Here is a 20,327-nt window from a genome sequence, read left to right as displayed (position 1 = left end):
GGCTCACTTACTAGGTCGCCCTGTTTCGTCGCCGAAAGGACTCCGCATGACTTCAGCCCCGCCAACGACCCTCCCGCACGGCCCCGTCACCCGCGAACTCAGCCTGCGCGCCGTCATCACTGGCAGTGTCCTCGGCATCCTGCTCACGCCGTCCAATGTCTACGCCGGGTTGAAAATCGGTTGGTCGTTCAACATGTCGATCATCGCGCTGTTGATCGGCTACGCCATCTTTCAAGGAGTGGCCAAGCGTTCCACCGACCACCTGCCGTGGACCTTGCATGAAAGCAACATCAACCAGACCGTCGCCTCGGCCGCCGCTTCAATCATTTCCGGCGGACTGGTAGCGCCGATCCCGGCCTATACCTTGCTGACGGGCAACCAGTTGGACGCTATCCCCATGATTGCCTGGGTGTTCTCGGTGAGTTTCCTGGGCATCTGGATCGCCTGGTATCTACGGCCCTCGTTGCTGAATGACAAGGCGCTGAAATTCCCCGAGGGCATGGCCACCCTGGAAACCTTGCTGCACATCTACAACCATGGGCGCGAAGCCGCGACGCGCTTGAAGGTGCTGCTCAGCGCCGCGTTGCTCTCCGGGCTGGTCAAGTGGGTCGATACTTTTATGTGGGCCTTCCCGCGCTGGTCGCCCAGCGCTCAGTTGGAGCGCCTGACCTTCACCGCCGACCCTTCGCTGTTGCTGGTGGGCTTCGGCGGTATCATCGGCATTCGCGTGGGCCTAACCCTGCTGCTCGGCGCCTTGCTCGCGTGGGGTGGCCTGGGCCCCTGGTTGTTGGCGCAACACCTGGTGACCTTGCCTGCGGGCAGCAGCGGCCCGCAGTTCGCCGCGCTGGTGGAGTGGTTGCTGTGGCCGGGCGTGAGCTTGATGGTGTGTTCCACCTTGGCCTCGCTGGCGATTCGTTTGTGGGCCTTGTACCGATCAACGCACTCCGGCGGCGAATCGACCTGGACGGTGCCAAAACCGGGGCCGGCCGCCGGTTTTGTGCTGGCGATTGTGCTGGTGGTGAGTCTGCAGGCGCTGCTGTTCGGCATTAATCTGGGCATGGCGTTGCTCACGATCCCATTGGCGATCTGCCTCGCCGCCGTCGCCGCGCGCGTGGTGGGCGCCACCGGCATTCCGCCCATCGGCGCCATTGGGCAACTGTCCCAGCTGAGCTTTGGCATCGTCGCGCCGGGGCAGGTGCCGATCAACCTGATGAGCGCCAACACGGCCGGTGGCTCGGCCGGGCAGTGCACCGACTTGATGAATGATTTCAAGGTGGGCAAGGCCATTGGTGCCACGCCGCATAAGCAGGTGATCGCGCAGATCCTGGGGATTTTCATCGGCAGTATCGTTGGCGTATTCGCCTACCTGGCGTTGATCCCGGACCCGCAAACCATGCTGCTCACCGAAGAGTGGCCGGCCCCGGCGGTCGCTACTTGGAAAGCCGTGGCGCAAACCCTCACCCATGGGTTGGATTCACTGTCCACCAGCATTCGCTGGGCGATTGCCATCGGCGGCCTGGTTGGCGTAGTGCTCGGTGTGCTGGACAGCACCTTGCCTGCCCATCGTGCCCGCTTCCTCCCGAGTGCCGCCGCCCTGGGCCTGGCCTTTGTGCTGCCGGCCTCGGTCTCGCTGATGATGGCCCTGGGCGCGATACTGACCTGGCTGCTGAGCTGCCGCTGGCCGAGCCTCACCGAGCGCTTTGCGATTACCGCCGCCGCTGGCTTGATTGCGGGGGAGAGCATCACCGGCGTAGGTGCTTCACTGTGGTCGATGGTGCACTGAAGCGTGGCTCGGCAGTTGCCGAGCCAGCCGCCATGGCCTCAGGCGATCTTCACATTCATGGTGATCCTGGCGGTGAACACCTTCACTTCGCCCTCATCAAAAATATCCACCGGCACGATCTTGTCCCCCGCGGTGGACCAATCAATACCGCTGCCATCCGCTACGGCACGGATGTTCGTCTTGGCCTTCGCCAGGTACTCCACGGTCATGCCCTTTGGGATCCATTTGGCACCTGACGGTATCGACACGTCCGTCATCGTCCCACCTGCCAATTCCGCCGCGTTGCACAACGCAATGGCATGCACGGACGCCAAGTGGTTGGTGATTTCCTTGCGAAACGGCACATTGACCACCGCATGCCCAGGGCGCAGTTCGGCGATTTCCGGGTTGATGGTGCTGAAGTAGGGCGCCACTTTGCAGGCCATTTGGCTGAACGCTGCAGGGCCTGCACTGTTGAACATGCTGAGAAACTGGCTCATGGATTATCCTCGCAATGGGTTAACAGAATAATATTCTGTAAAAGAACGATATTCTGTAAATTCCATGGGTGTCAAGCCATGCCTTCTCTGCAGGCGGCTGTACCTTTAGACTCCGTACATTTGGCGAGCCACTCCATGCACGCACCTGACCTGATCGAGCGCACCTTCCCGGGCCGGCGCAGCGACCTCAAGCGCAGCATCCTGCGCGAGGCCCTGGCCAGCTTTAACGACGTGGGTATTGAAGCGACGAATATCGAAACCATCCGCGCGCGGTGCGAGACCAGCGTGGGCGCCATCTACCATCACTTCGGCAACAAGGAAGGCATCGTCGCCGCGCTGTTCTTTGCCGCGCTGGAAGATCAGGCCGCCTTGCGAGACCACTATCTGAAGCCGGCGCAAACCGCCCAGGCCGGTGTGGAAGCGCTGGTGCGCAGTTATGTGGAGTGGGTGGATGCGCAACCCGAATGGGCGCGCTTTATGTTCCAGAGCCGTTTCGCCGTGGCCAACGGCCCGCACAAGGACGAACTGCTCACCCGCAACAAGCAGCGCAATGCGCAATTGACCGAGTGGATGAGCGACGAAGGCCGCCGCGAGGCGTTCAGCCATATTCCGGCAGAACTGTTGCTGTCGCTGATCATCGGCTCGGCCGAAAGCTATGCCCGTGCGTGGTTATCCGGCCGGGTCAAACACAGCCCCAATCACTACGCCGCGTTGCTGGCGCAGGCGGCGTGGGCCTCGATCAGCCAAACGCCTGCACAATCGGCAGACATTTAATTGTCGGCACTCTTGGAGGCTGGCGTAGTCTGTTTCCAAGACATTCCTCTCGCCCTGCGGAGCCTTCAATGATCATCGTCCACCACCTCAACAACTCACGCTCGCAACGCATCCTGTGGCTGCTCGAAGAACTCGGCCTGCCCTACGAGATCAAGCGCTACCAACGCGACCCGAAAACCAACCTCGCTCCGCCAGAACTCAAGGCGATCAACCCGTTGGGCAAATCGCCGGTGATCGAAGACGGCGGCCTGGTGCTGATCGAGTCCGCCGCCATCATCGACTACCTGATCCGCCGCCACGGCCAGGGCCGCCTGCAACCGGACCCCGCCAGCGCCACCTACGACCACTACGTGCAGTGGCTGCATTTTGCCGAAGGCTCGGCCATGTTGCCGTTGATGCTCAACCTCTACGTCGGCCGCCTGGGCGAGGCAGGCGCGCCGTTGCATCCGCGGATCGAATCGGAAGTGGCCAACTACCTCGGTTACCTGAACGACGTGCTCGCGGGCAAAGCCTACCTGCTTGGCGATGAGCTGAGCGGCGCGGACGTCCAGATGAGCTTTATCGGCGAAATCGCCAGGGCCCAGGGCAAGTTGCAGGCCTACCCGAACCTGGCAGCGTGGGTGGAGAAATTCCAGGCGCGACCTGCGTATCGCAAGGCGGTGGAGCAGGGCGGGGAGTATGCGTTTGCCAAGTGACTAACGCTGCTGCAACGCCACCTTCAGCCCCAGGCCCATAAACAGCGTGCCGATGATTTTGCCTTCCCAGCGCCGCAGTTTGGACAGCCCCTTGATGCCTCGGCTCAAGGGGCGGATGGCGAGGGCGAGCAGGCTGGTGTACACCGCACTGAGCACCGAGAAGATCATGCCCAGCACCGCGAACTGAACCAGCGACGAGCCGGATTCCGGGTGGACGAATTGCGGCAGGAACGCCAGGAAGAAAATCGCGGTCTTCGGGTTGAGCACCTCGGCGCCCACCGCCTGGAAAAATGCCTGGCGCGGGGTGACGGCAGGCAAGGTCAGCCCCGCCTGTGTGCCGGTCTTGGCCATGAACGCGCGTACGCCCAGGTAGATCAGGTAGGCCGCGCCGGCCCACTTCACCGCGTTGAACGCCGTGGCCGAGGTCATCAGGATCGCCGACAACCCCAACGCCGCGCCCAGGGTATGCAGCAAGTCGCCGCACGCCACGCCCAGCCCGGTCGCCACGCCGACCTTGCGTCCGCCTTGCACGGTGCGGGTGATCACCAGCAACACAGAGGGGCCTGGAATCAGAAACAGGCCAATCACTACGGCGACATAGGTGATGAGGGAGGCGAGTTCAAACATGGCGGACGCTCTCGAAATAGGGCACGGCCCCCAGTTATCCTCAAGTGAATGGCGTTTACAACTGTTAACGGATTGAACGGCGCGATCGCTATAGGCTTTGGGATGTCTGCCCTGGAGCCCATCGCCATGAACCTGCGAGCCGTCACTGCCACGTTGTTTGCCTTTGTCCTGTTACTGCCGCCACCGGCCGAGGCCGCGACGCCTATCACCCATGTCGCCATCTACCGGGGCCCGGCGGGTTGTGACGACTGTTCCGAAAATGTGGCGAAGGCCCTGCATCGACTCAACCCCAACTATCACATCGATTTTGTTGGCGCGGATGAGTCGATCGACATCACGCCGCAAACCCTGGCGCGCTATGACCTCTACGTGCAACCCGGCGGCGGCCAGGACATTCCCGCAGCGCTGCGCAGCCTGGGTGATGCGCGCAGCGAGGCCATCCGCAACTACGTCGCCCACGGCGGGCGCTATTTGGGCTTGTGCATGGGCGCCTACCTGGCGGATGACAACAACCTTGGCCTGATCCCCCAGGACCTCGACGGCGAAGTCGGCCGCCCCGGTTTCGAAGTGCCCGGCATCGCCGACGCCGCGGTGCAGGTCACGTGGGCGGGCAAGCCTGACCACGTTTTCTTCCAGGATGGCCCGTACTTTCCGAAAGGGTCGTATAAAACCATCGCCACCTACCGCAACGGTGACGTCGCGGCGGCGCGGTATACCTATGAAAAGGGCGTGGTGGTGCTGAGCGGCCCGCACCCTGAGGCCAGTCGGGAGTGGTTTGAAAATGCCGAGATCCCAGTGAGCAAAATGCCCGAGGGTGATCTGTTTGGTTCATTGGTCCGCAGCTTTTGAAGCCTCTCGTCCCTAGAACCAGCCCTTTCAAGGTCTTTAGGTAGAGATGGCGATAAGTACCGTGTGGCGAGCGGGCTTGTCCCGCGTTGGGCTGCGAAGCAGCCCCAGGAGCAGCGGCCGAAGAGTGCCTGACTCACCGCATTCATCCTTCTAGGGTCGCTTCGCAACCCAACGCGGGACAAGCCCGCTCGCCACAGTTGTAGTGTTCGCCCTTAATGGGAGGGTATCAGCCAGATATCGCCGGTTTTTCAAAGACCCTGAAACGGCTGGTCCTTAGAACGATTGCCCTTCAAAACGCTTCAACGAAAACGACGACAGATCCAACTCGCTCTCGCCCTTCACGCACCACTGCGCAAACGCCTCACCCAATGCCGCCGAATGCTTGAAACCATGCCCCGAACACGGCGACACCACCAAGGTGTGCTGCAACCTCGGGTGCCGGTCGATGATGAAATGATGGTCCGGCGTCACCGTGTAGGCGCACACCGCTGACTTGACCACCTTGGCCGTCAGCCCGGCGATGCGGCCCTGCACCTGTTGCTCGTACATCTCCCGTTCCTGGGTGGGCGACACCGTGCGGTCCAGCGTCTGCGGCGTGGACACGGTGTGATACTGCGCCGTCGCCACTTTCAAACTGCCCTCGCCAGGTAACGCGGGGAAGCCGTAGTTGGTATAACCCTCGCCCGGCCCATGGGTAAAAATGAACGTAGGAGACGCGCCGACCAGCGCCGCATCCGGCTCCGTTTCGAACCAGAACAGCTGCTGACGATAGACCTTGAGCAACCGATCAAACGGCGCCCCCAGCAAACCCCCCGCCCAGTTGCCCGCGCTGACCACCAGCTTGTCGGCCTGCAAGGTGCGCTGGTCAGTGGTCACCGTGACGCCTTGTTCATCCGAACTGATGTGGGTCACGGTTTCGCCTGTGTACAACGTCGCGCCCTGTTGCTCGGCCAGGCGCAGTTGCACCTCGATGCAACGCTCGGGCCGCACAAACCCGCCGCCCGGTTCGTAATAGCCGATGGCGCTGTCGGCCACCTGGGCAAATTGGGGAAAGCGCTGGCGAATCTGCGCCGCGTCCAGCACCTCATGCTCGATACCGTAGGTTTGCGCCAGGCCGATGGTACGCAGGGTGAAGTCGGTTTCATCGCTTGGGTCGAAATCCTCACGGGAGGTGAGCACCAGCAACCCCGACTGTTCGAACAGCGACTCCCCCGACAGCGCCTCCAACTCCCGCCAGATGCGATGGGAATTACGCACGATGGGCACGTACTGCGCGCCTTCACCCACCGACAACCGCGTGATCCGCGTATCGCCATGGCTGGAGCCAAACGTGTGGGGCGGGTGATGACGGTCGATACCGGCGACCTTTACACCGGCCTTGGCCAGTTGGTACACCGTGGCGGCACCCATGGCGCCCAAGCCGATGACCAGCGATTCATAACGTTCCAATGTCGATACTCGCTAGAGGGGAGGCCACATAGTTGAGTGCAGCCACGGCTAAAACACAAGGGTCCAATCAGCCTGTGGTTGCGCGAAACGGCCGGAATGCCTTCCACAGTTCCTCGGCAAAAATCTGCGGCTGTTCAAACGCCGCAAAATGCCCGCCCTTGTCCACAGCATTCCAATAGAACAGGTTGGCCCATGCCGCTTCTGCCCACGCCCGTGGCGGCTTGAAGGTTTCGGCGGGGAAAATGCTCGCGCCCATCGGCACCTGGATATGCTCCACGCCGCCGCGCGACGACGAGAAGAAGTCCGCGCCACGAATGGTCGCGCCCACGCCTTCCCAATACAGGCGCGCGCTGGACGTGCCGGTGCCGGTGAACCAGTACAACGAGATGTCATCGAGCATCTGGTCGCGGGTGAGTGCGTCTTCGGGGCGGCCGTTGTTGTCGGTCCACTCCCAGAACTTTTCATACATCCACGTGGCCAGGGCCACCGGCGAATCGTTCAGGGCGTAACCGATGGTTTGCGGGCGGGTGTTCATCTGGTTGGCGTAGCCGGCCTTGTCGCTGACGTAACGCTCGATGTCTTCAAGGGCCTGGCGCTCTTCTTCGGTGGGGCGGGCGGGTAATTGCGCCGGCACCACCATCGGCAAATTCACGTGCGCCGCCTTTAACCCCTCGGGTGCCTGGCCGGCCAACGCGGTGGTGATGGCCGCACCCCAGTCGCCGCCCTGGGCCACCCAGTGCTTGTAACCCAACCGCTGCGTCATCAGCACCGCCCAGGCCCGGGCGATGCGCGCCGGATTCCAGCCTTGCTCGGTGGGTTTGTCGGAAAAGCCGTAGCCGGGAATCGCCGGCACCACCACATGGAACGCGTCTTCAGCCTTGCCGCCGAACGCCACCGGATCGGTGAGGCGCTCGATTACATTCAGGAACTCCAACACCGAGCCGGGCCAACCGTGGGTCAGCAAAATGGGCGTAGCGTTCGGGTGCGGCGAGAGGGCGTGAATGAAGTAAATACCCACGCCGTCGATCCGCGTACGGAACTGCGGGAAGCTGTTCAAGCGCGCTTCAAACGTGCGCCAGTCATAACCGTTGAGCCAGTAGTCCACCAGCGACTTCGCTGCATCCAACGGCACACCTTGGGACCAGTCCTCCACCAACTCCTGATCGGGCCAACGGGCCAGGCGCAAACGCAGTTGCAAATCCTCGATGGCGGCCTGGGGCACGTGCACCTCAAACGGGGTGACGGCCTCTGTGGCTGGCGGCAATACCAAGGGGCGATGGGCGGAAAAATCGAATGTCGCGGGCATTTCTGTCTCCAGGGTTCTATGGTTTGTAACGGTCGCTACAAAATAGCCTGAGCAGAAATCCCTCGTCAATGATATTGTATCGGCCGATACAGAATCGGCAGGTGACCCATGGCGAGAAAAATTGCGTTTGATTACGACCAGGCCGTCGAGAAGGCCAAGGTGTTGTTCTGGCAGCGCGGCTACGTCGCCACCGGCCTGCGCGACTTGCTCAAGGTCATGGACATCGGTGAAAGCTCCTTCTACAACTCGCTCAAGAGCAAGAAGCAGCTGTACCTGGCCTGCGTGCAGCGTTACGAAGACGATGTGGTGGCGCGGCGCCTGGAAGCCTTGGTGTCAGCGCCCACGGCGGCCGAGGGTATTCGCGCATTTTTCAGCGTGATCCTCGATGACCTGGAAGGCGCACAGATGCCATCGCCCCTGTGCATGGTGGCCGCGATGGTGACGGACGTGGTGTTGTCAGACCCGGAGTTGCGCGAGCGCGCCGAGCAGGGGTTGGAAGCGGTGCGCGGCATCATGGCCGAGCGCCTGGGCGAAGATCAGGCCCAAGGCCTGCTACCAGCCGCCCTCGACCCGCAAGTGACCGCCTCGGTGATCCTTACCTACCTGCAAGGCCTGTGGCGCATGGCGCTCGTGAAGTTCGAGCGACCTGGCTTCGAACGCCAGGTCGACACGTTTTTGCAGGGGCAGGGGCTTTAGTCAGCGCACCACGTCGAGGGTCTGGATTTCATTCACATAGTGGGTCTGGCTCGACGTCGACTCCAGCGTCAACGCGACGCCCAGGTCTTCGATAAACGCGCGATTGGACGAATAACCGTCCTGCTCGCAGGTCAACCGAATGGCATCACCCGTCAACGACGCAAACACCTGGCGCGCCGGGAAGCGCTCGCCCACCTTGCAGGTCAAGGTGGTTTCGACCGGTTTGTCGGTAGGCTTGACCGGCACATTGGCCATCTTCAGGTGCGCACTCAGGGTTTGGCCCGGCGCCCAGCTCGTCGGCAGTTTCACCTCGGCCTCTCGGGTCTGCAGCACCTGGCCTTCGCCCACGCCGTTCATTTTCGATTTCAGCTGGATCAGGTCCGCCAGCATCAGGCGGTCCACATTGAAGGCGCCGCCGTAGGCTTCATTCTTCACCAACAAACCGCCCTCGGCCTTGAACCGGATGGTGATCGGCGCGTCCTTGCCCGCGGCGTTCTTCGACAGATAGCTGTAGCTCAACGTCTTGAATTTGGGCTGCAACAGTGGCGCGTCGAGGCCCTGGAGCACGTTGGGTGGCACCGGCACATCGGCCAGATGGGTGTCGGCCACGGTGCGCGGGTAATCCACTGGCGCGATGTCCGGCCGCAACAACGCCAGCAACCCGGCATTCACGCCACCCTGCACCGAACAGCTCACGCGGGAATGCTTGCCCTCCGGCTCCACGATCAGCACCCGCTCCACATTGCGCAGCCCCGGTGCCTTGCCCGGCATGGGCTTGATCGCCTGCCAACTGTTGCCCACCTTCAACTCGCTGCGCGTGTATTGCCCCTCGCCTTTTTGCAGCGCACCGGGTTGGTCCAGCAACGCCGCGACGCGCGGGGCGACTTCATCCATCGTGCCGTCCACCGTGAAGCCCCAGAAGTAATACAGGCCCAGCGGGCCGAGATCGCTGACCTCATCGTTATAGGACAACAACTTCAACCCCGCGATGGCCGGCGCGGTCACCGGCACTGCCGAGGCCTTGGGTTCGGTGCGGTCGCGCACCGCTATCCAGGTGAAGTTCTTTTCCTGCTTGAGCGGGGCATAGGCCTGCCACGCATCACGGTGCGTGTTCAGGCGGCTGAAGAACGTCTCGTCACAACGGGTGAAGGCCTTGAGCGTGTCGACCAACGCGGCGTCGTCGGCCTGGGCAAAGGAAGGCGACAGCAGGGCTGACGCGAGCAGGGCAGCGGAAAACGGCAACTTCATGGGACAGGACTTCCTTATCGACAGGCGAGGAACAGGGCGGAGACATTATCCAGCAGTTGGATGTCAGTCTCTAGTTGGCTGAGCGCATCAGGCGCAAACGCCAGTTACTGCCGTGCTGCGCATGGCAGGCTTCTTCAGAATCCAAGTGAACGCAACGCGCCATCGGTACCGGCGGGATCTCGGCGTCGTGCAGCGCGGAGGCGGTCAACTCGCGGATACGCGCGTCCAGCCCTGTCGCCACGGCCTGCGCCTGGCTGGCGCGGGTGTCAAAGACCCAGGTGATACGCAGGCTGCCGGGGAAGTCGGCGTAATTGACCGTGTGCGTCAGCCATTCAAACCCGGGGATTTCGGCTTTGGCGGTTTCGCAGGCGTCGGTGAGCGCGGCGACAAGGCGGCGTTCGATGCGGGTGCTGTCGCGTTTTGATGAACTCACAGAGAGCTCCGTAAGAAGGCAGGTGCCGCAGATTAACAGGGCGCGCGCTACGCCTGAACCCTAAGCGCACGGATGATAAACGCATGCAGACTGTTGACCGCCTTGGACCCGCGAGAGTCTCGACTGCGCAGAATCGACACCTCCATCGGTTCAATACTCCCCAACCCTTGTTCGCTGCCCAAGACCTGCAGTGACGGCTGCACGGTGCACTGAGTGATCGCGGCAATCGCGAGCCCGCCCTCGACCGCAGCCACTTGGCCGGCGAGGCTGGAGCTGTTGTACACCACCTTGAACTGACGCCCCTGCTGGGCCAGTGAATTCACCGCATACCGCCGCGCCAGGCTGGCGCTTTCGTAGACGGCGATGGGCACCGGGTCCCGGCGCCACAGTTCGAACTGAGGCGAGCCTACCCACACCATCGGTTCCTTGAACAGGAAGGTGCCACTGTGCGGCGAGTCCCTGGACACCAGCGCCAGATCAAGATCACCGCTACGCACCCGTGGGATCAGGGCGGTGGACTGTTCACAGGTCAGTTCAATGTCCACACCGGCGTAGCGCGGCGCAAAACGCTTGAGCACCGGCGTGAGGTACTTGGCCGCATAGTCTTCCGCGACCCCAAGGCGGATGCGCCCGGTCAAGGTTTCGCCATGAAACGCCGCCTGGGTCTCGGCGTGCAGGGCGAGCATACGACGCGCATAACCCAGCAGCGTCTGGCCGTCATCGGTCAACTGCAGATGCCTCGGGCCACGGTTCAACAAGGGGCGTCCCAGCGCGGCCTCCAGTTTCTTCATTTGCATACTGACGGCAGACTGCGACCGGTTCACCTCATGGGCTGCGCCCGACAGCGAACCGGCGTCCACCACCGCCACAAAGCACTTGAGCCAATCGATCTGCAAATCACTGGAAGGCATGCGGGTTGTCTCTATTCGTTAATCGAATGGCTGTGGCGTGAATTATGCGCTTTTCATGATAGCCGTTCACTCGCAGGATGCGGGCTTGAATCCACCGTTGCCGGACCTGATCATGCCCTTCGAGACTTGGTTGCTCTACTTCTTCACCTGCTGCGGCATCGCCGTAGTCCCAGGCCCTAATGCGTTGCTGGTGCTGACCCATGGCGCGCTCCACGGCAGCCGCAAAACCCTGTTCACCATCAGCGGTGGTGTACTCGGCTTTGCCATGGTGCTGACGCTGTGCGCGTTGGGCCTGGGGGCACTGATCCAGGCTTCGGCCACCTGGTTCATGGCTTTGAAAGTGGCCGGCGGGCTTTATCTGATCTGGCTGGGTTTCGGCCTGTGGCGCTCGGCCCCCGTCAGCCTGGATACGACCGGCACGGTGAGCCAGCGACACTGGTCGCTGTTCCGCCAAGGGTGGGTATCGGCCCTGTCAAACCCCAAGGCCTTGTTGCTGTTTACCGCGTTTATTCCACCGTTCCTCGACCCACACAGAAACCTCATCGCGCAGACGGCCGCCATTGCGTTGACCTACGCGGTCGTCGAGTTTGTCGTTGAATACACCGTGGCAAGCGCCGCGCACCGCGTTCGGCCTTGGCTGGCGCGAACGGGGCGACGGTTCAACAAAGTCTGCGGCGGGTTCTTTGTGCTGTTTGGGTTGGCGTTACCCATCCACAGCTGACGGCAATGGCATGGGCTTCAGTCCTTGCGACCTTCACACACCGCTTTCAAGCCCAGCACGGTAGTGGGCGTCTGGCCGATATGCGTGGTGGTACTCACCACCATGTTCGCGCCACTGTCGCCTTCCAGGTGATACGGCTTGCCGTCGCAGACTTTCGCGGCTTTCTGGTTGATGTTTTCCAGCAGGCCTTCTCGGGAATTGAAGATGCTGCCATGGCTGGTGATCATGTATTCGCCCGGTGCGACTTCATTGGCGCCGGTGAAGGTGCAGCCGGTCAAGGCCGAGGAGATGCATCCGAGCAGCAGGATTTTTTTCACGTCCATGTTCTCAAGTAGGGGGTTGAGGGCCGGGAAGTCTACAACAATGCCAGGCTATTTTTCTGCGCTGTGAGAGCATGGCTGGGAAAAAGAGGGCGTCGTTAGAAAGGAGCATTAAATGGACAAAGCGCAACTGATCGCGCAGGCAGAAAGGGCCCCATACGGGCTGTTTCCATGGAGCCAATTTGTCGCTCACACCGAGTTCCTGTAGCAGGACACTGTGCTGGTGGTGGACGCTGCCGCGTGGCAGCGCCAATGGTTCGAGCTGGAAATCATCAATGGCTTGGCATTGGCCGAGTGGGAAGAGCAGGGCAGGCCCGAGGACTTCTCCGCGCGTTGGCGTGAGGGCTATCAGCAGGAAGCCCTTGAACGGGTGAATGAGTTGCTGGGGCTGACTGCTGAGATCGGCATGTTGCCCTCATTATCTCGCCCGCCCTGCCGATAACTTGCGCTGCGGTAATCAATAGGGAAGCCTCGCGCAGGAAGCCGGATGAAGATGTTTGACGTTAACCGTTATGCTCAAATGTATTACCAGAATATCCAGCCATCACCGGGTAACGACTATCCGCGACTCAAGGCATGGGAGTTCCTCTACGAGTACATCTGGGACGAATGCCGACCTCATTGGGCGGACCTAATCAATGATGATCAGATCGACACGACAGCGCTGCACATCGGGTTCTACCTGGCGAACTGGGGGATGTGCCGCGGCTCCTCGGGGTTGTTGCAAAACAGCAACCTTGATCTGATGAAAGCATTGGCCAAGTCTCTCTTTACGGGCAAAGGTCCGGAATTGCTTGAGCTCTCTTTGGATGATTTTGCAGCGGGCTCGCCAAACCTGGTCTACAACCAGAAGCTCTTGGACGATGTATTAGGGGCGATGGAGCAGCTGGCCAGTAACGTCTCTTGGACGGATACGCTCAAGACCAAAATCCTGATGGGCGTCTGGGGGGAGTGCCCGGCGCTGGACCGCTTTTATATTGCGGCTTGCCGAGATCTATTTCCGCGCCTTCCACACATCACTGCGGCCAGCGGAAAGGGCCTCACTGCGCTGGCAGGTGTGGTCCGAGAGTTGAAGGTTCGCACGTTGGTGTTGAAAACGACGCGGCTGAAACTGCCATATTCCACTGCTCGTGTTATGGATATGGCGCTGTTTGAGTATGGGCGTGGGTTGTAAGAAACAGCAGGGGCTTCACTTGCAACAAATCGGTAGGTTTGTTGGGGATGTTCATCGAAGAAACGCCCCTGTTGTGTGTTTAAAATGATAGAGAGAAGAAGATGGAAGAATTAGACCAGGGATTTAAAGGGTTTGACTTTAAGGCCGCGATCGAGGACTTGAAAGCACGGGCTTTGCTCGCGCGGCAAACGAGGCGAATTATTGCGATCAGTATGTTTTTCGCGATCTTTACCGCCGTAACGGTTGTGTATTTTTTTAATGTGGGTGGCATCACGTCCTACCGAAGTTTTGCAGAAAGAATTTCGAATAGCGCGCCACGTGACCCCAGTATTTTTCTGCGTACCTCCCGAGATTTATTGAATAAGGCCTACCCTGATGAATTGGTCGCCATGGGCAAAGCAATGGATGGCGAGAAGGTGAAGAAAGTAGAGCTTATGTCAGAGGAACGCCTGGCCTACCTGCATGAAGTTGATCGATTGGTTGGGCTGTATGAGCGCGCCGAAAAAGCGTCCAAAGCAAAGGAACCAGAGTCAGCAATGAGAGGTTCTGATTGGGTTTCTTCACTTTCTTCCATTGCATTTTCTATCGGCGCGATTGCGTTAGCCATCCTCATGCTTCAAGTCGCAATTTCTTTTTTACGGTACTACTCTCAATTGGCAGAGTTACACGATGCCCAGGCAGGCGCACTCATCGCCTCAAATGGTAATGCCGACAGGGCGGTGAAGTTTTTTGAGGCGTTTTCACCCACGCCGGTTTCCTTCGGCAAGACGCCTCTAACGCTCTATGAGCGAGCGTTTGATGCGCTTACATCGATTAAAGGTAGGGAGAAGTAGTCCCGGTCATAAGCGTGTCGCCTATCTTGAAGAATAACGATTGAGCGACTCGGAGTCCGCCCTCTAGGACATCGAATGCCTGCACCGCATTAGCCTTGACCTGATCGGCGAGCAAGACCTCAAAGCCCTCTCCGGCTCGCCGTTCGGCACCCTGCAGTTGCTGTGCCCCAAGGGTGCGCGTCCGGTCGTCTGAGTGCATGATATCTTCGACTATTCAAAGCTGGCTTTTCCAGTTTGACCGCTACCTCACTCACCTCACCAAAGGCAATATATGCCTGTAACTATCCGCCTTGCTGTACCGGAAGATGCACAACGCCTGCCTGCCATTGAAACCTCCGCTGCTCAAGCATTTCGCTTGATTGATGAGTTGAGTTGGCTGGCTGAATCGCCTCCGATGTCCATCGAACGTCATAGCCAACTCATTGCGCTATCGACATGTTGGGTTGCACTTGATGCCGAGAATCGGCCACAAGGATTTCTCAGCGCCGAGCGCCATGGCAGTGATCTTCATATCTATGAATTATCAGTGATGCAATCGATGCAAGGACAAGGTACAGGGCGGCGACTGGTTGAGGCCGCGAAGGATTATGCGCGCTCAATCAGACTTAGTTTTGTAACGCTTACAACATTCACAAACGTGCCATGGAATGCACCCTTTTACTCCCGCATAGGCTTTCAGGCTAAAGCCACCGCAGATCTAGATGAGAGGCTGGCGGGGATATTGAGTGAGGAATACAAGCATGGATTCGCTCCGGACAGTCGGTGTGCCATGGCATGGCCAGTGGCGTAATTACAAAACTGTCAGGCCTCCAAGCCTCTAGGAAAGGAAGGTGAGTCTGCCGGACGTTTGTTGAGGTCGGATGTGCACATTGATCTGCTGGTGATGGATGTGGGGTTGCTGGGCGGGATAGGTGCGTTGAAGCCGTTTGCGGTGGAGGTGTTGGGGGGAGGGTTCGGGAGTTGCTGGGGAGGTAGGGGGATAGTTGTGTACTCCGGAGCAGAGCGAGAATGACTGTCTGCTATCGGCCAGAAGCTGCCGTTCACGCCTGCTCGTTTTCGCCCTGAATCATTCGCCCGATACTTTCCCAACTCGGATAGGGAGTTGGCGTCAGCGATATTCGGCGCTAGCCATACTGCACGCCTCTCATACACCCAGATTTCTACTGCTGAAGCATCAAACTGCGCCATAAGATCACTGTCGGTGCAACAGGTAAGAGGTCTGTTTGTGGCGCTATCTGTTTCGACAACTTTTTTGCAGCCGACTCGCTCAGCTCGGATGACGAGTGCTGGTGTGCTTCAAATTGCTCGGGCGCAGTCGGCATTGATAGGCGGGTAGTCATTTGATCGTAACGACGACCTTGCCTTTGGCCCGTCCCTGTTCGACGTATTTCAGAGCCTCTGCCGTTGATTCAAAGGAAAACGTTCGATCAATCACCGGATTGATGATGCCCGCCTCAACCAGTGCGCTGATTTGTTGCAGTTGGGTGCCGTTGGCGCGCATGAACACGAACGAGTACTTGATGTCCTGCTTGCGTGCCCTGCGCCGAATGCCGAGGCTCAGCAGACGCATAACCTGCTGCAATGGCCAGGATAACCCTTGCTCCTGTGCGAACAGCGCAGTGGGCGGCCCTGAGATGGAAATCAGTTGGCCGCCGGGTTTGAGGACCTTGAGTGACTTGTCCAAGACATCGGTGCCGAGGCTGTTCAACACCACGTCGTAGCCGTGTAAGACATTTTCGAAATTCTGCTTTTTGTAGTCGATGACCACGTCAGCCCCCAGCAGCTTGACCCATTCGACATTCGCGGTGCTGGTGGTTGTGGCGACAAAGGCACCCAGGTGTTTGGCAAGCTGGATGGCAATGGTGCCGACGCCGCCGGAGCCTGCGTGAATCAACACCTTCTGGCCCTTTTGTAGCCGGGCGGTGTCGACCAGCACTTGCCAGGCAGTCAGTGCCACCAAGGGCAGGGACGCGGCTTGCGCCATGCTGGTATTGGCTGGTTTCAGGGCGATCGCGTTCTCGTCCACGGCAATCCTTTCGGCGAACGTGCCGATCCGTCCTTGCGGCGGGCGAGCGTACACTTCGTCACCTGGTTTGAAGCGTGTCACATGCGAGCCGACTGTCACCACTACCCCCGCCAAGTCGTTGCCCAGAATCAGCGGAAACGAGTAGGCCAGGATCAGCTTGAACTCGCCTGTGCTGATCTTCGAGTCCAGCACGTTGACACTGCTGGCATGGACCTCGATCAAGACGTCGTGGGCACCCACTTCCGGGGCTGACGCTTCGCCGAGGCGTCCGGGTTGCTTGCCGTAGCGATCAATAAGAAATGCTTTCATCGAGGTGCGGCTCTTGTCGGTTGTAGGGAGCGTAGTCGGTGCGTGGTCAGGCATCGAGGAACGCCTGCGCCTTGGCCACAAAATCAACGTGGTGCTGGAAAATCCCGCCGTGACCGGCATCCTGATAAATCACCAGCTCTGCGTTGGGGATACGCTTGGCCAGTTCAAACGAATTGATGCTGGGCACCATGATATCGGTGTCGCCGTTGACGACCAGCGCAGGTGCCCGCAAGCGTTCGAGGTCTTGCGGCGGCTGTTTGCCCCACGCGGTGATCGCTTTCAACTGGCGCAGGAAAGCACGGGGCGTCGGGCCTTGGTCACGATTGTTCTTACGGGCTTGCAGGCGCTGCAAATACTGCGCGGCAGATCGACGGCCGTTGGCCGTAGAAGTGAAGAACAGGTAGAATTTCGGATCGCGCAGGGTCAGCAGGCCTTTGAGAATCAATGGCCACGACACCGCGCCAACTTTGCCGATACCGCTGCCGCCAGCCGGCCCGGTGCCGGTCAGAATCAACCGCCGCACCCGATCAGGCGCCTTCAGAGCGATGTCCTGAGCGACGAAGCCGCCGAGGGAGAATCCGAGCACATCAACGGTTTCCAGCCCCAGCGCACGGATCAACTGAATCGCATCGTCGGCCATCTCGCCAACGGTCAGTGGCGCGGTTCCACCCGAGCCGCCGATGCCACGATAGTCGGTGGTAATGACGCGTCGGGTTTGCGCCAGGCCATCGATGATTGCGGGATCGAAGTTATCGAGCACCGCGCCCCAATGGTTGAACATTACAAGGGGCACACCGGTAGTGGGGCCGATATCGCGGTAGGCGAATGGAATACCGTTGACCGTGATCGATTGGTTCGAAGCGTTGATGAACGACGTTGGCGAACCCGAAGGGGGATTTGTCTGGGCTGAATTCATTACCACTCCCGATTTCTGGACGGATTCGATGCAACGCCTTGCGCTTGCATCGAATCCGCCCCAAATGCTCACTACCTGAAGATCACTCTGGAGTCTGGTAACGCTGAGCAACCGCGGACTGACGTATTTGCCCGATCAGGCCCAGTCGTGCGCCCTGCAGGGCATCCCAACGCTCCGCTTCGTGCAGCGGCGGAATGGTCACGGGTTCGCGACGATCGAAGCCGACGAGAGCGGCATCCACCAGATCGCCCACTTCCATGATTTCACTCAGGGTGTTGATGTCGACGCCGGAGCGATCCCATATTTCCGTACGCGTGGCGGCCGGCAGCACGGCCTGCACGTAGACGCCTTGAGGCGACAGTTCCAGGCTCAAACCTTGGGACAGGAAAAGCACAAAGGCCTTGGTCGCACCGTAGACCGTCATGCCGAATTCCGGTGCGAGGCCTACAACCGAACCGATGTTGATGATCGAACCTTCACCGGCCTTGGCCAGGCGTGGAGCGATGGCGCTGGCGAGCCGAACCAGCGCCGTGGTATTGAGGGCGACCAGTTGCGCCACTTTATCGGTGCTTTGCTCGACGAAATGACCGGACAGTGCAGCGCCGGCGTTATTGACGAGGATCCCGATGTGGGCGTCGTCGCGCAGACGGTTTTCAACGTTGCTCAGATCGCCGGGTTGAGTCAGGTCCGCCGGGATCACATCGACGTTGACGTTGTGTTCGCTGCGCAAGCGCGCGGCCAGTACATCCAGGCGCGCCTGATCGCGGGCAACTACCACCAGATCGTGGCCGCGTTGTGCAAAGCGTTCGGCGTAGACGGCGCCAATCCCGGTGGAGGCGCCAGTGATCAAAACAGTTGGGCGAGTGCTCATGGGGTATCTCTCTTTCAGGATATGAGAAACAGAACGAGCTCAGCTTGCGCTGATGCTCGATTCAGCCAGTGTCGGGTAATCGATGTAGCCTGCCGCGCCGCCGCCATAGAGGGTGGCGGGATTGAACGCGGACAACGGCGCACCATGTTTCAGGCGTTCCACCAGGTCCGGGTTGCCAATGAAGGGGCGACCGAAGGCGATCAGGTCTGCCTGGTCTTCAGCGAGCCGCGAGGTGGCCAGATCGAGGTCATAGCCGTTGTTGGCGATGTAGGTGTTTTTGAAGCGCTGGCGCAGGGCGGCGAAATCGAAGGGCGCCACGTCACGCGGGCCGCCGGTCGCGCCTTCGACCACGTGTAGGTAAACCACGCCGAGGGCGTCGAGTTGTTCTACGACGTAATCGAATTGCGCCTGCGGATCGCTGCTGGATACGCCATTGGCCGGCGACACTGGTGACAGGCGTACACCGGTGCGGTCGGCACCGATCTCACTAACCACAGCCTCCGTCACTTCGAGCAACAGACGAGCACGATTTTCAATCGAGCCGCCGTAAGCATCGGTGCGCAGATTGGCGTTGTCCTTGAGGAATTGATCGAGCAGGTAGCCGTTGGCACCGTGAATTTCCACGCCATCGAAGCCAGCGGCGATCGCATTGGCCGCCGCCTGACGGAAGTCGCTGACGACTCCCGGCAGTTCGCTGATGTCCAGTGCGCGAGGCTCGGAGACGTCTTCGAAGCGGTTGTTGACGAACACTTTGGTGGCGGCGCGTAGCGCAGAAGGGGCCACGGGGGCAGCGCCGTTTTCCTGCAGGTCGACGTGCGAGACGCGGCCGACATGCCACAGTTGCAGAAAGATTTTTCCTCCCTTGGCATGCACGGCATCAGTCACGGCGCGCCAGCCATCGATCTGTGCCGGCGTGTAGATTCCCGGGGTGTCTTGATAGCCCTGTCCCTGCCGGGAAATCTGCGTGGCTTCGCTGATTAGCAAGCCGGCGCTGGCGCGCTGGCTGTAATAGGTCGCCGCGAATTCGCTAGGGACGAAGCCTTGACCGGCGCGGTTGCGTGTCAGCGGCGCGAGAATGACGCGGTTTGATAGCGTGAGGCTGCCTAGTATGTAAGGAGTGAACAGAGTCTGCTTGGTCATCTGATGAATCTTCCGTGCCCGTTGATGAAGATCAGTGGTGCTTGCAATTAGGATGATGATCGAAATCTAAACTGTCAACAATTTTGATTATAGGTGACATCTATGTATCATCGGACTTAGGATTTCCCGGGAAACACGAGGTATTGCAAGTGAGAGTAACCAAGGCCCAGGCGCAGGCAAATCGAGAGCGCATCGTTGAAACCGCCTCAGAGCTGTTCCGTGAGCGGGGCTTTGACGGCGTCGGCATTGCTGATCTCATGGCGGCCGCCGGTTTCACTCATGGTGGTTTCTACAAACATTTCGGGTCGAAGGCAGACCTGATGGCCGAAGCCTCGGCGTGCAGTCTGGCCAAATCGCTGACAGCCGCCCAAGCTCTGGATGTTCCGGGCTTCATCAACGTCTACGTGAATAGAGAGCATCGCGACGGACGCGGCAGTGGTTGCACGATGGCCGCGCTGTGTGGCGACGCGGCGCGTCAGGCGGACGATGTGAAAGCGACGTTTGCCGAAGGCATAGAACACACCCTGCAGACGCTAGAAGAGAAATACCCGACAGGAACGGATCCTGAGCCGGGTGAGGGCAGAAAGAAAATGATCGACCTGCTTTCACGTGCCGTCGGCGCGATTATTTTGTCGCGCGCTTGCCCGGATGACTCCGCACTTGCTGATGAAATACTTGAAGTGTGCCGGGCAGAAATGGTTGCTTCATTGCCGGTCGATGAGGTGGAGCCGGTGTAGAGACGGCGCTCATTCAAAGAGTAGCTTCAG

The 20,327-nt window shown here is 60.0% G+C and carries 23 protein-coding genes; 11 read left to right on the top strand and 12 right to left on the bottom strand.

From position 1 onward, the window contains the following. Positions 1-46 precede the first annotated feature (46 nt). Positions 47-1,783 (top strand): OPT family oligopeptide transporter, encoded by a 1,737-nt coding sequence (locus U367_RS0112230; protein ID WP_028617179.1) that lies wholly within the window; start codon positions 47-49, stop codon positions 1,781-1,783. A 38-nt stretch (positions 1,784-1,821) separates the two neighbouring features. Here the strand turns inward: U367_RS0112230 and U367_RS0112225 are convergent, their stop codons facing one another. After that, positions 1,822-2,262 (bottom strand): hotdog fold domain-containing protein, encoded by a 441-nt coding sequence (locus U367_RS0112225; RefSeq protein ID WP_028617178.1) that lies wholly within the window; start codon positions 2,260-2,262, stop codon positions 1,822-1,824. Between the two features lie 135 nt (positions 2,263-2,397). Here U367_RS0112225 and U367_RS0112220 point away from each other — a divergent pair, with 135 nt between their 5' ends. Together U367_RS0112220 and U367_RS0112215 are read left to right on the top strand one after the other, a co-directional pair. Next, the gene (locus tag U367_RS0112220; RefSeq protein WP_028617177.1) at positions 2,398-3,036 is read left to right on the top strand and encodes a TetR/AcrR family transcriptional regulator; all 639 of its coding nucleotides are present in this window, start codon (positions 2,398-2,400) and stop codon (positions 3,034-3,036) included. Positions 3,037-3,104: 68 nt separating this feature from the next. Next, complete coding sequence (locus U367_RS0112215) at positions 3,105-3,731, top strand: glutathione S-transferase family protein (RefSeq protein ID WP_028617176.1); 627 nt, start codon at positions 3,105-3,107, stop codon at positions 3,729-3,731. On the opposite strand, the gene U367_RS0112210 is transcribed toward U367_RS0112215, so the two are convergent. Next, the gene (locus U367_RS0112210; RefSeq protein WP_028617175.1) at positions 3,732-4,358 is read right to left on the bottom strand and encodes a LysE family translocator; all 627 of its coding nucleotides are present in this window, start codon (positions 4,356-4,358) and stop codon (positions 3,732-3,734) included. 126 nt (positions 4,359-4,484) lie between these two features. Between U367_RS0112210 and U367_RS0112205 the strand changes: the two genes are divergently transcribed. Further along, positions 4,485-5,207 carry a BPL-N domain-containing protein gene (locus tag U367_RS0112205; RefSeq protein ID WP_028617174.1) on the top strand — a complete coding sequence of 241 codons (723 nt, stop codon included), beginning with the start codon at positions 4,485-4,487 and terminating at the stop codon, positions 5,205-5,207. Between the two features lie 273 nt (positions 5,208-5,480). Here the strand turns inward: U367_RS0112205 and solA are convergent, their stop codons facing one another. Both solA and U367_RS0112195 read right to left on the bottom strand, forming a co-directional pair. Then, positions 5,481-6,656 (bottom strand): N-methyl-L-tryptophan oxidase, encoded by a 1,176-nt coding sequence (gene solA, locus U367_RS0112200; RefSeq protein WP_028617173.1) that lies wholly within the window; start codon positions 6,654-6,656, stop codon positions 5,481-5,483. Positions 6,657-6,723: 67 nt separating this feature from the next. Beyond that, positions 6,724-7,962, bottom strand: coding sequence for an epoxide hydrolase family protein (locus U367_RS0112195; protein WP_028617172.1), 1,239 nt, complete (start codon positions 7,960-7,962; stop codon positions 6,724-6,726). 108 nt (positions 7,963-8,070) lie between these two features. Between U367_RS0112195 and U367_RS0112190 the strand changes: the two genes are divergently transcribed. Next, positions 8,071-8,658, top strand: coding sequence for a TetR/AcrR family transcriptional regulator (locus U367_RS0112190; RefSeq protein WP_016976475.1), 588 nt, complete (start codon positions 8,071-8,073; stop codon positions 8,656-8,658). Here U367_RS0112190 and U367_RS0112185 read toward each other — a convergent pair whose 3' ends face one another. From U367_RS0112185 to U367_RS0112175, 3 genes are all read right to left on the bottom strand, one after another. Beyond that, a complete protein-coding gene (locus U367_RS0112185) occupies positions 8,659-9,906 on the bottom strand; it encodes a hypothetical protein (protein WP_028617171.1) in 1,248 nt (415 codons plus the stop codon). 70 nt (positions 9,907-9,976) lie between these two features. After that, positions 9,977-10,339 carry a hypothetical protein gene (locus tag U367_RS0112180; protein WP_028617170.1) on the bottom strand — a complete coding sequence of 121 codons (363 nt, stop codon included), beginning with the start codon at positions 10,337-10,339 and terminating at the stop codon, positions 9,977-9,979. 47 nt (positions 10,340-10,386) lie between these two features. After that, on the bottom strand, positions 10,387-11,250 hold the full coding sequence (locus U367_RS0112175) for a LysR family transcriptional regulator (RefSeq protein ID WP_028617169.1): 864 nt from the start codon (positions 11,248-11,250) through the stop codon (positions 10,387-10,389). Positions 11,251-11,362: 112 nt separating this feature from the next. Between U367_RS0112175 and U367_RS0112170 the strand changes: the two genes are divergently transcribed. Next, entirely contained in the window at positions 11,363-11,971 is a 609-nt protein-coding gene (locus U367_RS0112170) for a LysE family translocator (protein ID WP_028617168.1), read from the top strand. A gap of 17 nt (positions 11,972-11,988) precedes the next feature. Here U367_RS0112170 and U367_RS0112165 read toward each other — a convergent pair whose 3' ends face one another. Continuing rightward, the gene (locus tag U367_RS0112165; protein WP_028617167.1) at positions 11,989-12,288 is read right to left on the bottom strand and encodes a hypothetical protein; all 300 of its coding nucleotides are present in this window, start codon (positions 12,286-12,288) and stop codon (positions 11,989-11,991) included. Positions 12,289-12,514: 226 nt separating this feature from the next. On the opposite strand from U367_RS0112165, the gene U367_RS01000000130070 reads away from it, so the two are divergent. The 4 genes from U367_RS01000000130070 (at position 12,515) to U367_RS1000000130865 (ending at position 15,088) form a co-directional block, all read left to right on the top strand. Further along, on the top strand, positions 12,515-12,733 hold the full coding sequence (locus U367_RS01000000130070; RefSeq protein ID WP_236639975.1) for a hypothetical protein: 219 nt from the start codon (positions 12,515-12,517) through the stop codon (positions 12,731-12,733). Positions 12,734-12,778: 45 nt separating this feature from the next. Next, complete coding sequence (locus U367_RS0112155; RefSeq protein ID WP_050587871.1) at positions 12,779-13,465, top strand: hypothetical protein; 687 nt, start codon at positions 12,779-12,781, stop codon at positions 13,463-13,465. Positions 13,466-13,566: 101 nt separating this feature from the next. Further along, positions 13,567-14,298, top strand: coding sequence for a hypothetical protein (locus U367_RS0112150; protein ID WP_028617165.1), 732 nt, complete (start codon positions 13,567-13,569; stop codon positions 14,296-14,298). 271 nt (positions 14,299-14,569) lie between these two features. Beyond that, positions 14,570-15,088, top strand: coding sequence for a GNAT family N-acetyltransferase (locus tag U367_RS1000000130865; protein WP_073860023.1), 519 nt, complete (start codon positions 14,570-14,572; stop codon positions 15,086-15,088). A gap of 546 nt (positions 15,089-15,634) precedes the next feature. Here U367_RS1000000130865 and U367_RS0112135 read toward each other — a convergent pair. The 4 genes from U367_RS0112135 to U367_RS0112120 all read right to left on the bottom strand — a co-directional run bounded on the left by U367_RS0112135 (position 15,635) and on the right by U367_RS0112120 (position 19,560). Then, on the bottom strand, positions 15,635-16,633 hold the full coding sequence (locus tag U367_RS0112135; RefSeq protein WP_028617163.1) for an NADP-dependent oxidoreductase: 999 nt from the start codon (positions 16,631-16,633) through the stop codon (positions 15,635-15,637). A gap of 46 nt (positions 16,634-16,679) precedes the next feature. After that, positions 16,680-17,549 (bottom strand): alpha/beta fold hydrolase, encoded by an 870-nt coding sequence (locus tag U367_RS0112130; protein WP_028617162.1) that lies wholly within the window; start codon positions 17,547-17,549, stop codon positions 16,680-16,682. 82 nt (positions 17,550-17,631) lie between these two features. Continuing rightward, on the bottom strand, positions 17,632-18,420 hold the full coding sequence (locus tag U367_RS0112125) for an SDR family NAD(P)-dependent oxidoreductase (RefSeq protein ID WP_028617161.1): 789 nt from the start codon (positions 18,418-18,420) through the stop codon (positions 17,632-17,634). A 39-nt stretch (positions 18,421-18,459) separates the two neighbouring features. After that, on the bottom strand, positions 18,460-19,560 hold the full coding sequence (locus tag U367_RS0112120) for an alkene reductase (RefSeq protein ID WP_028617160.1): 1,101 nt from the start codon (positions 19,558-19,560) through the stop codon (positions 18,460-18,462). Between the two features lie 149 nt (positions 19,561-19,709). Here U367_RS0112120 and U367_RS0112115 point away from each other — a divergent pair, with 149 nt between their 5' ends. After that, a complete protein-coding gene (locus U367_RS0112115) occupies positions 19,710-20,297 on the top strand; it encodes a TetR/AcrR family transcriptional regulator (RefSeq protein WP_028617159.1) in 588 nt (195 codons plus the stop codon). Positions 20,298-20,327: the final 30 nt, after the last annotated feature.

Origin of the sequence: Pseudomonas canadensis (assembly GCF_000503215.1) — a bacterium.
GTDB classification, from domain to species: Bacteria; Pseudomonadota; Gammaproteobacteria; order Pseudomonadales; family Pseudomonadaceae; genus Aquipseudomonas; species Aquipseudomonas canadensis.
This window is presented reverse-complemented; position numbering and strand designations above follow the sequence as displayed.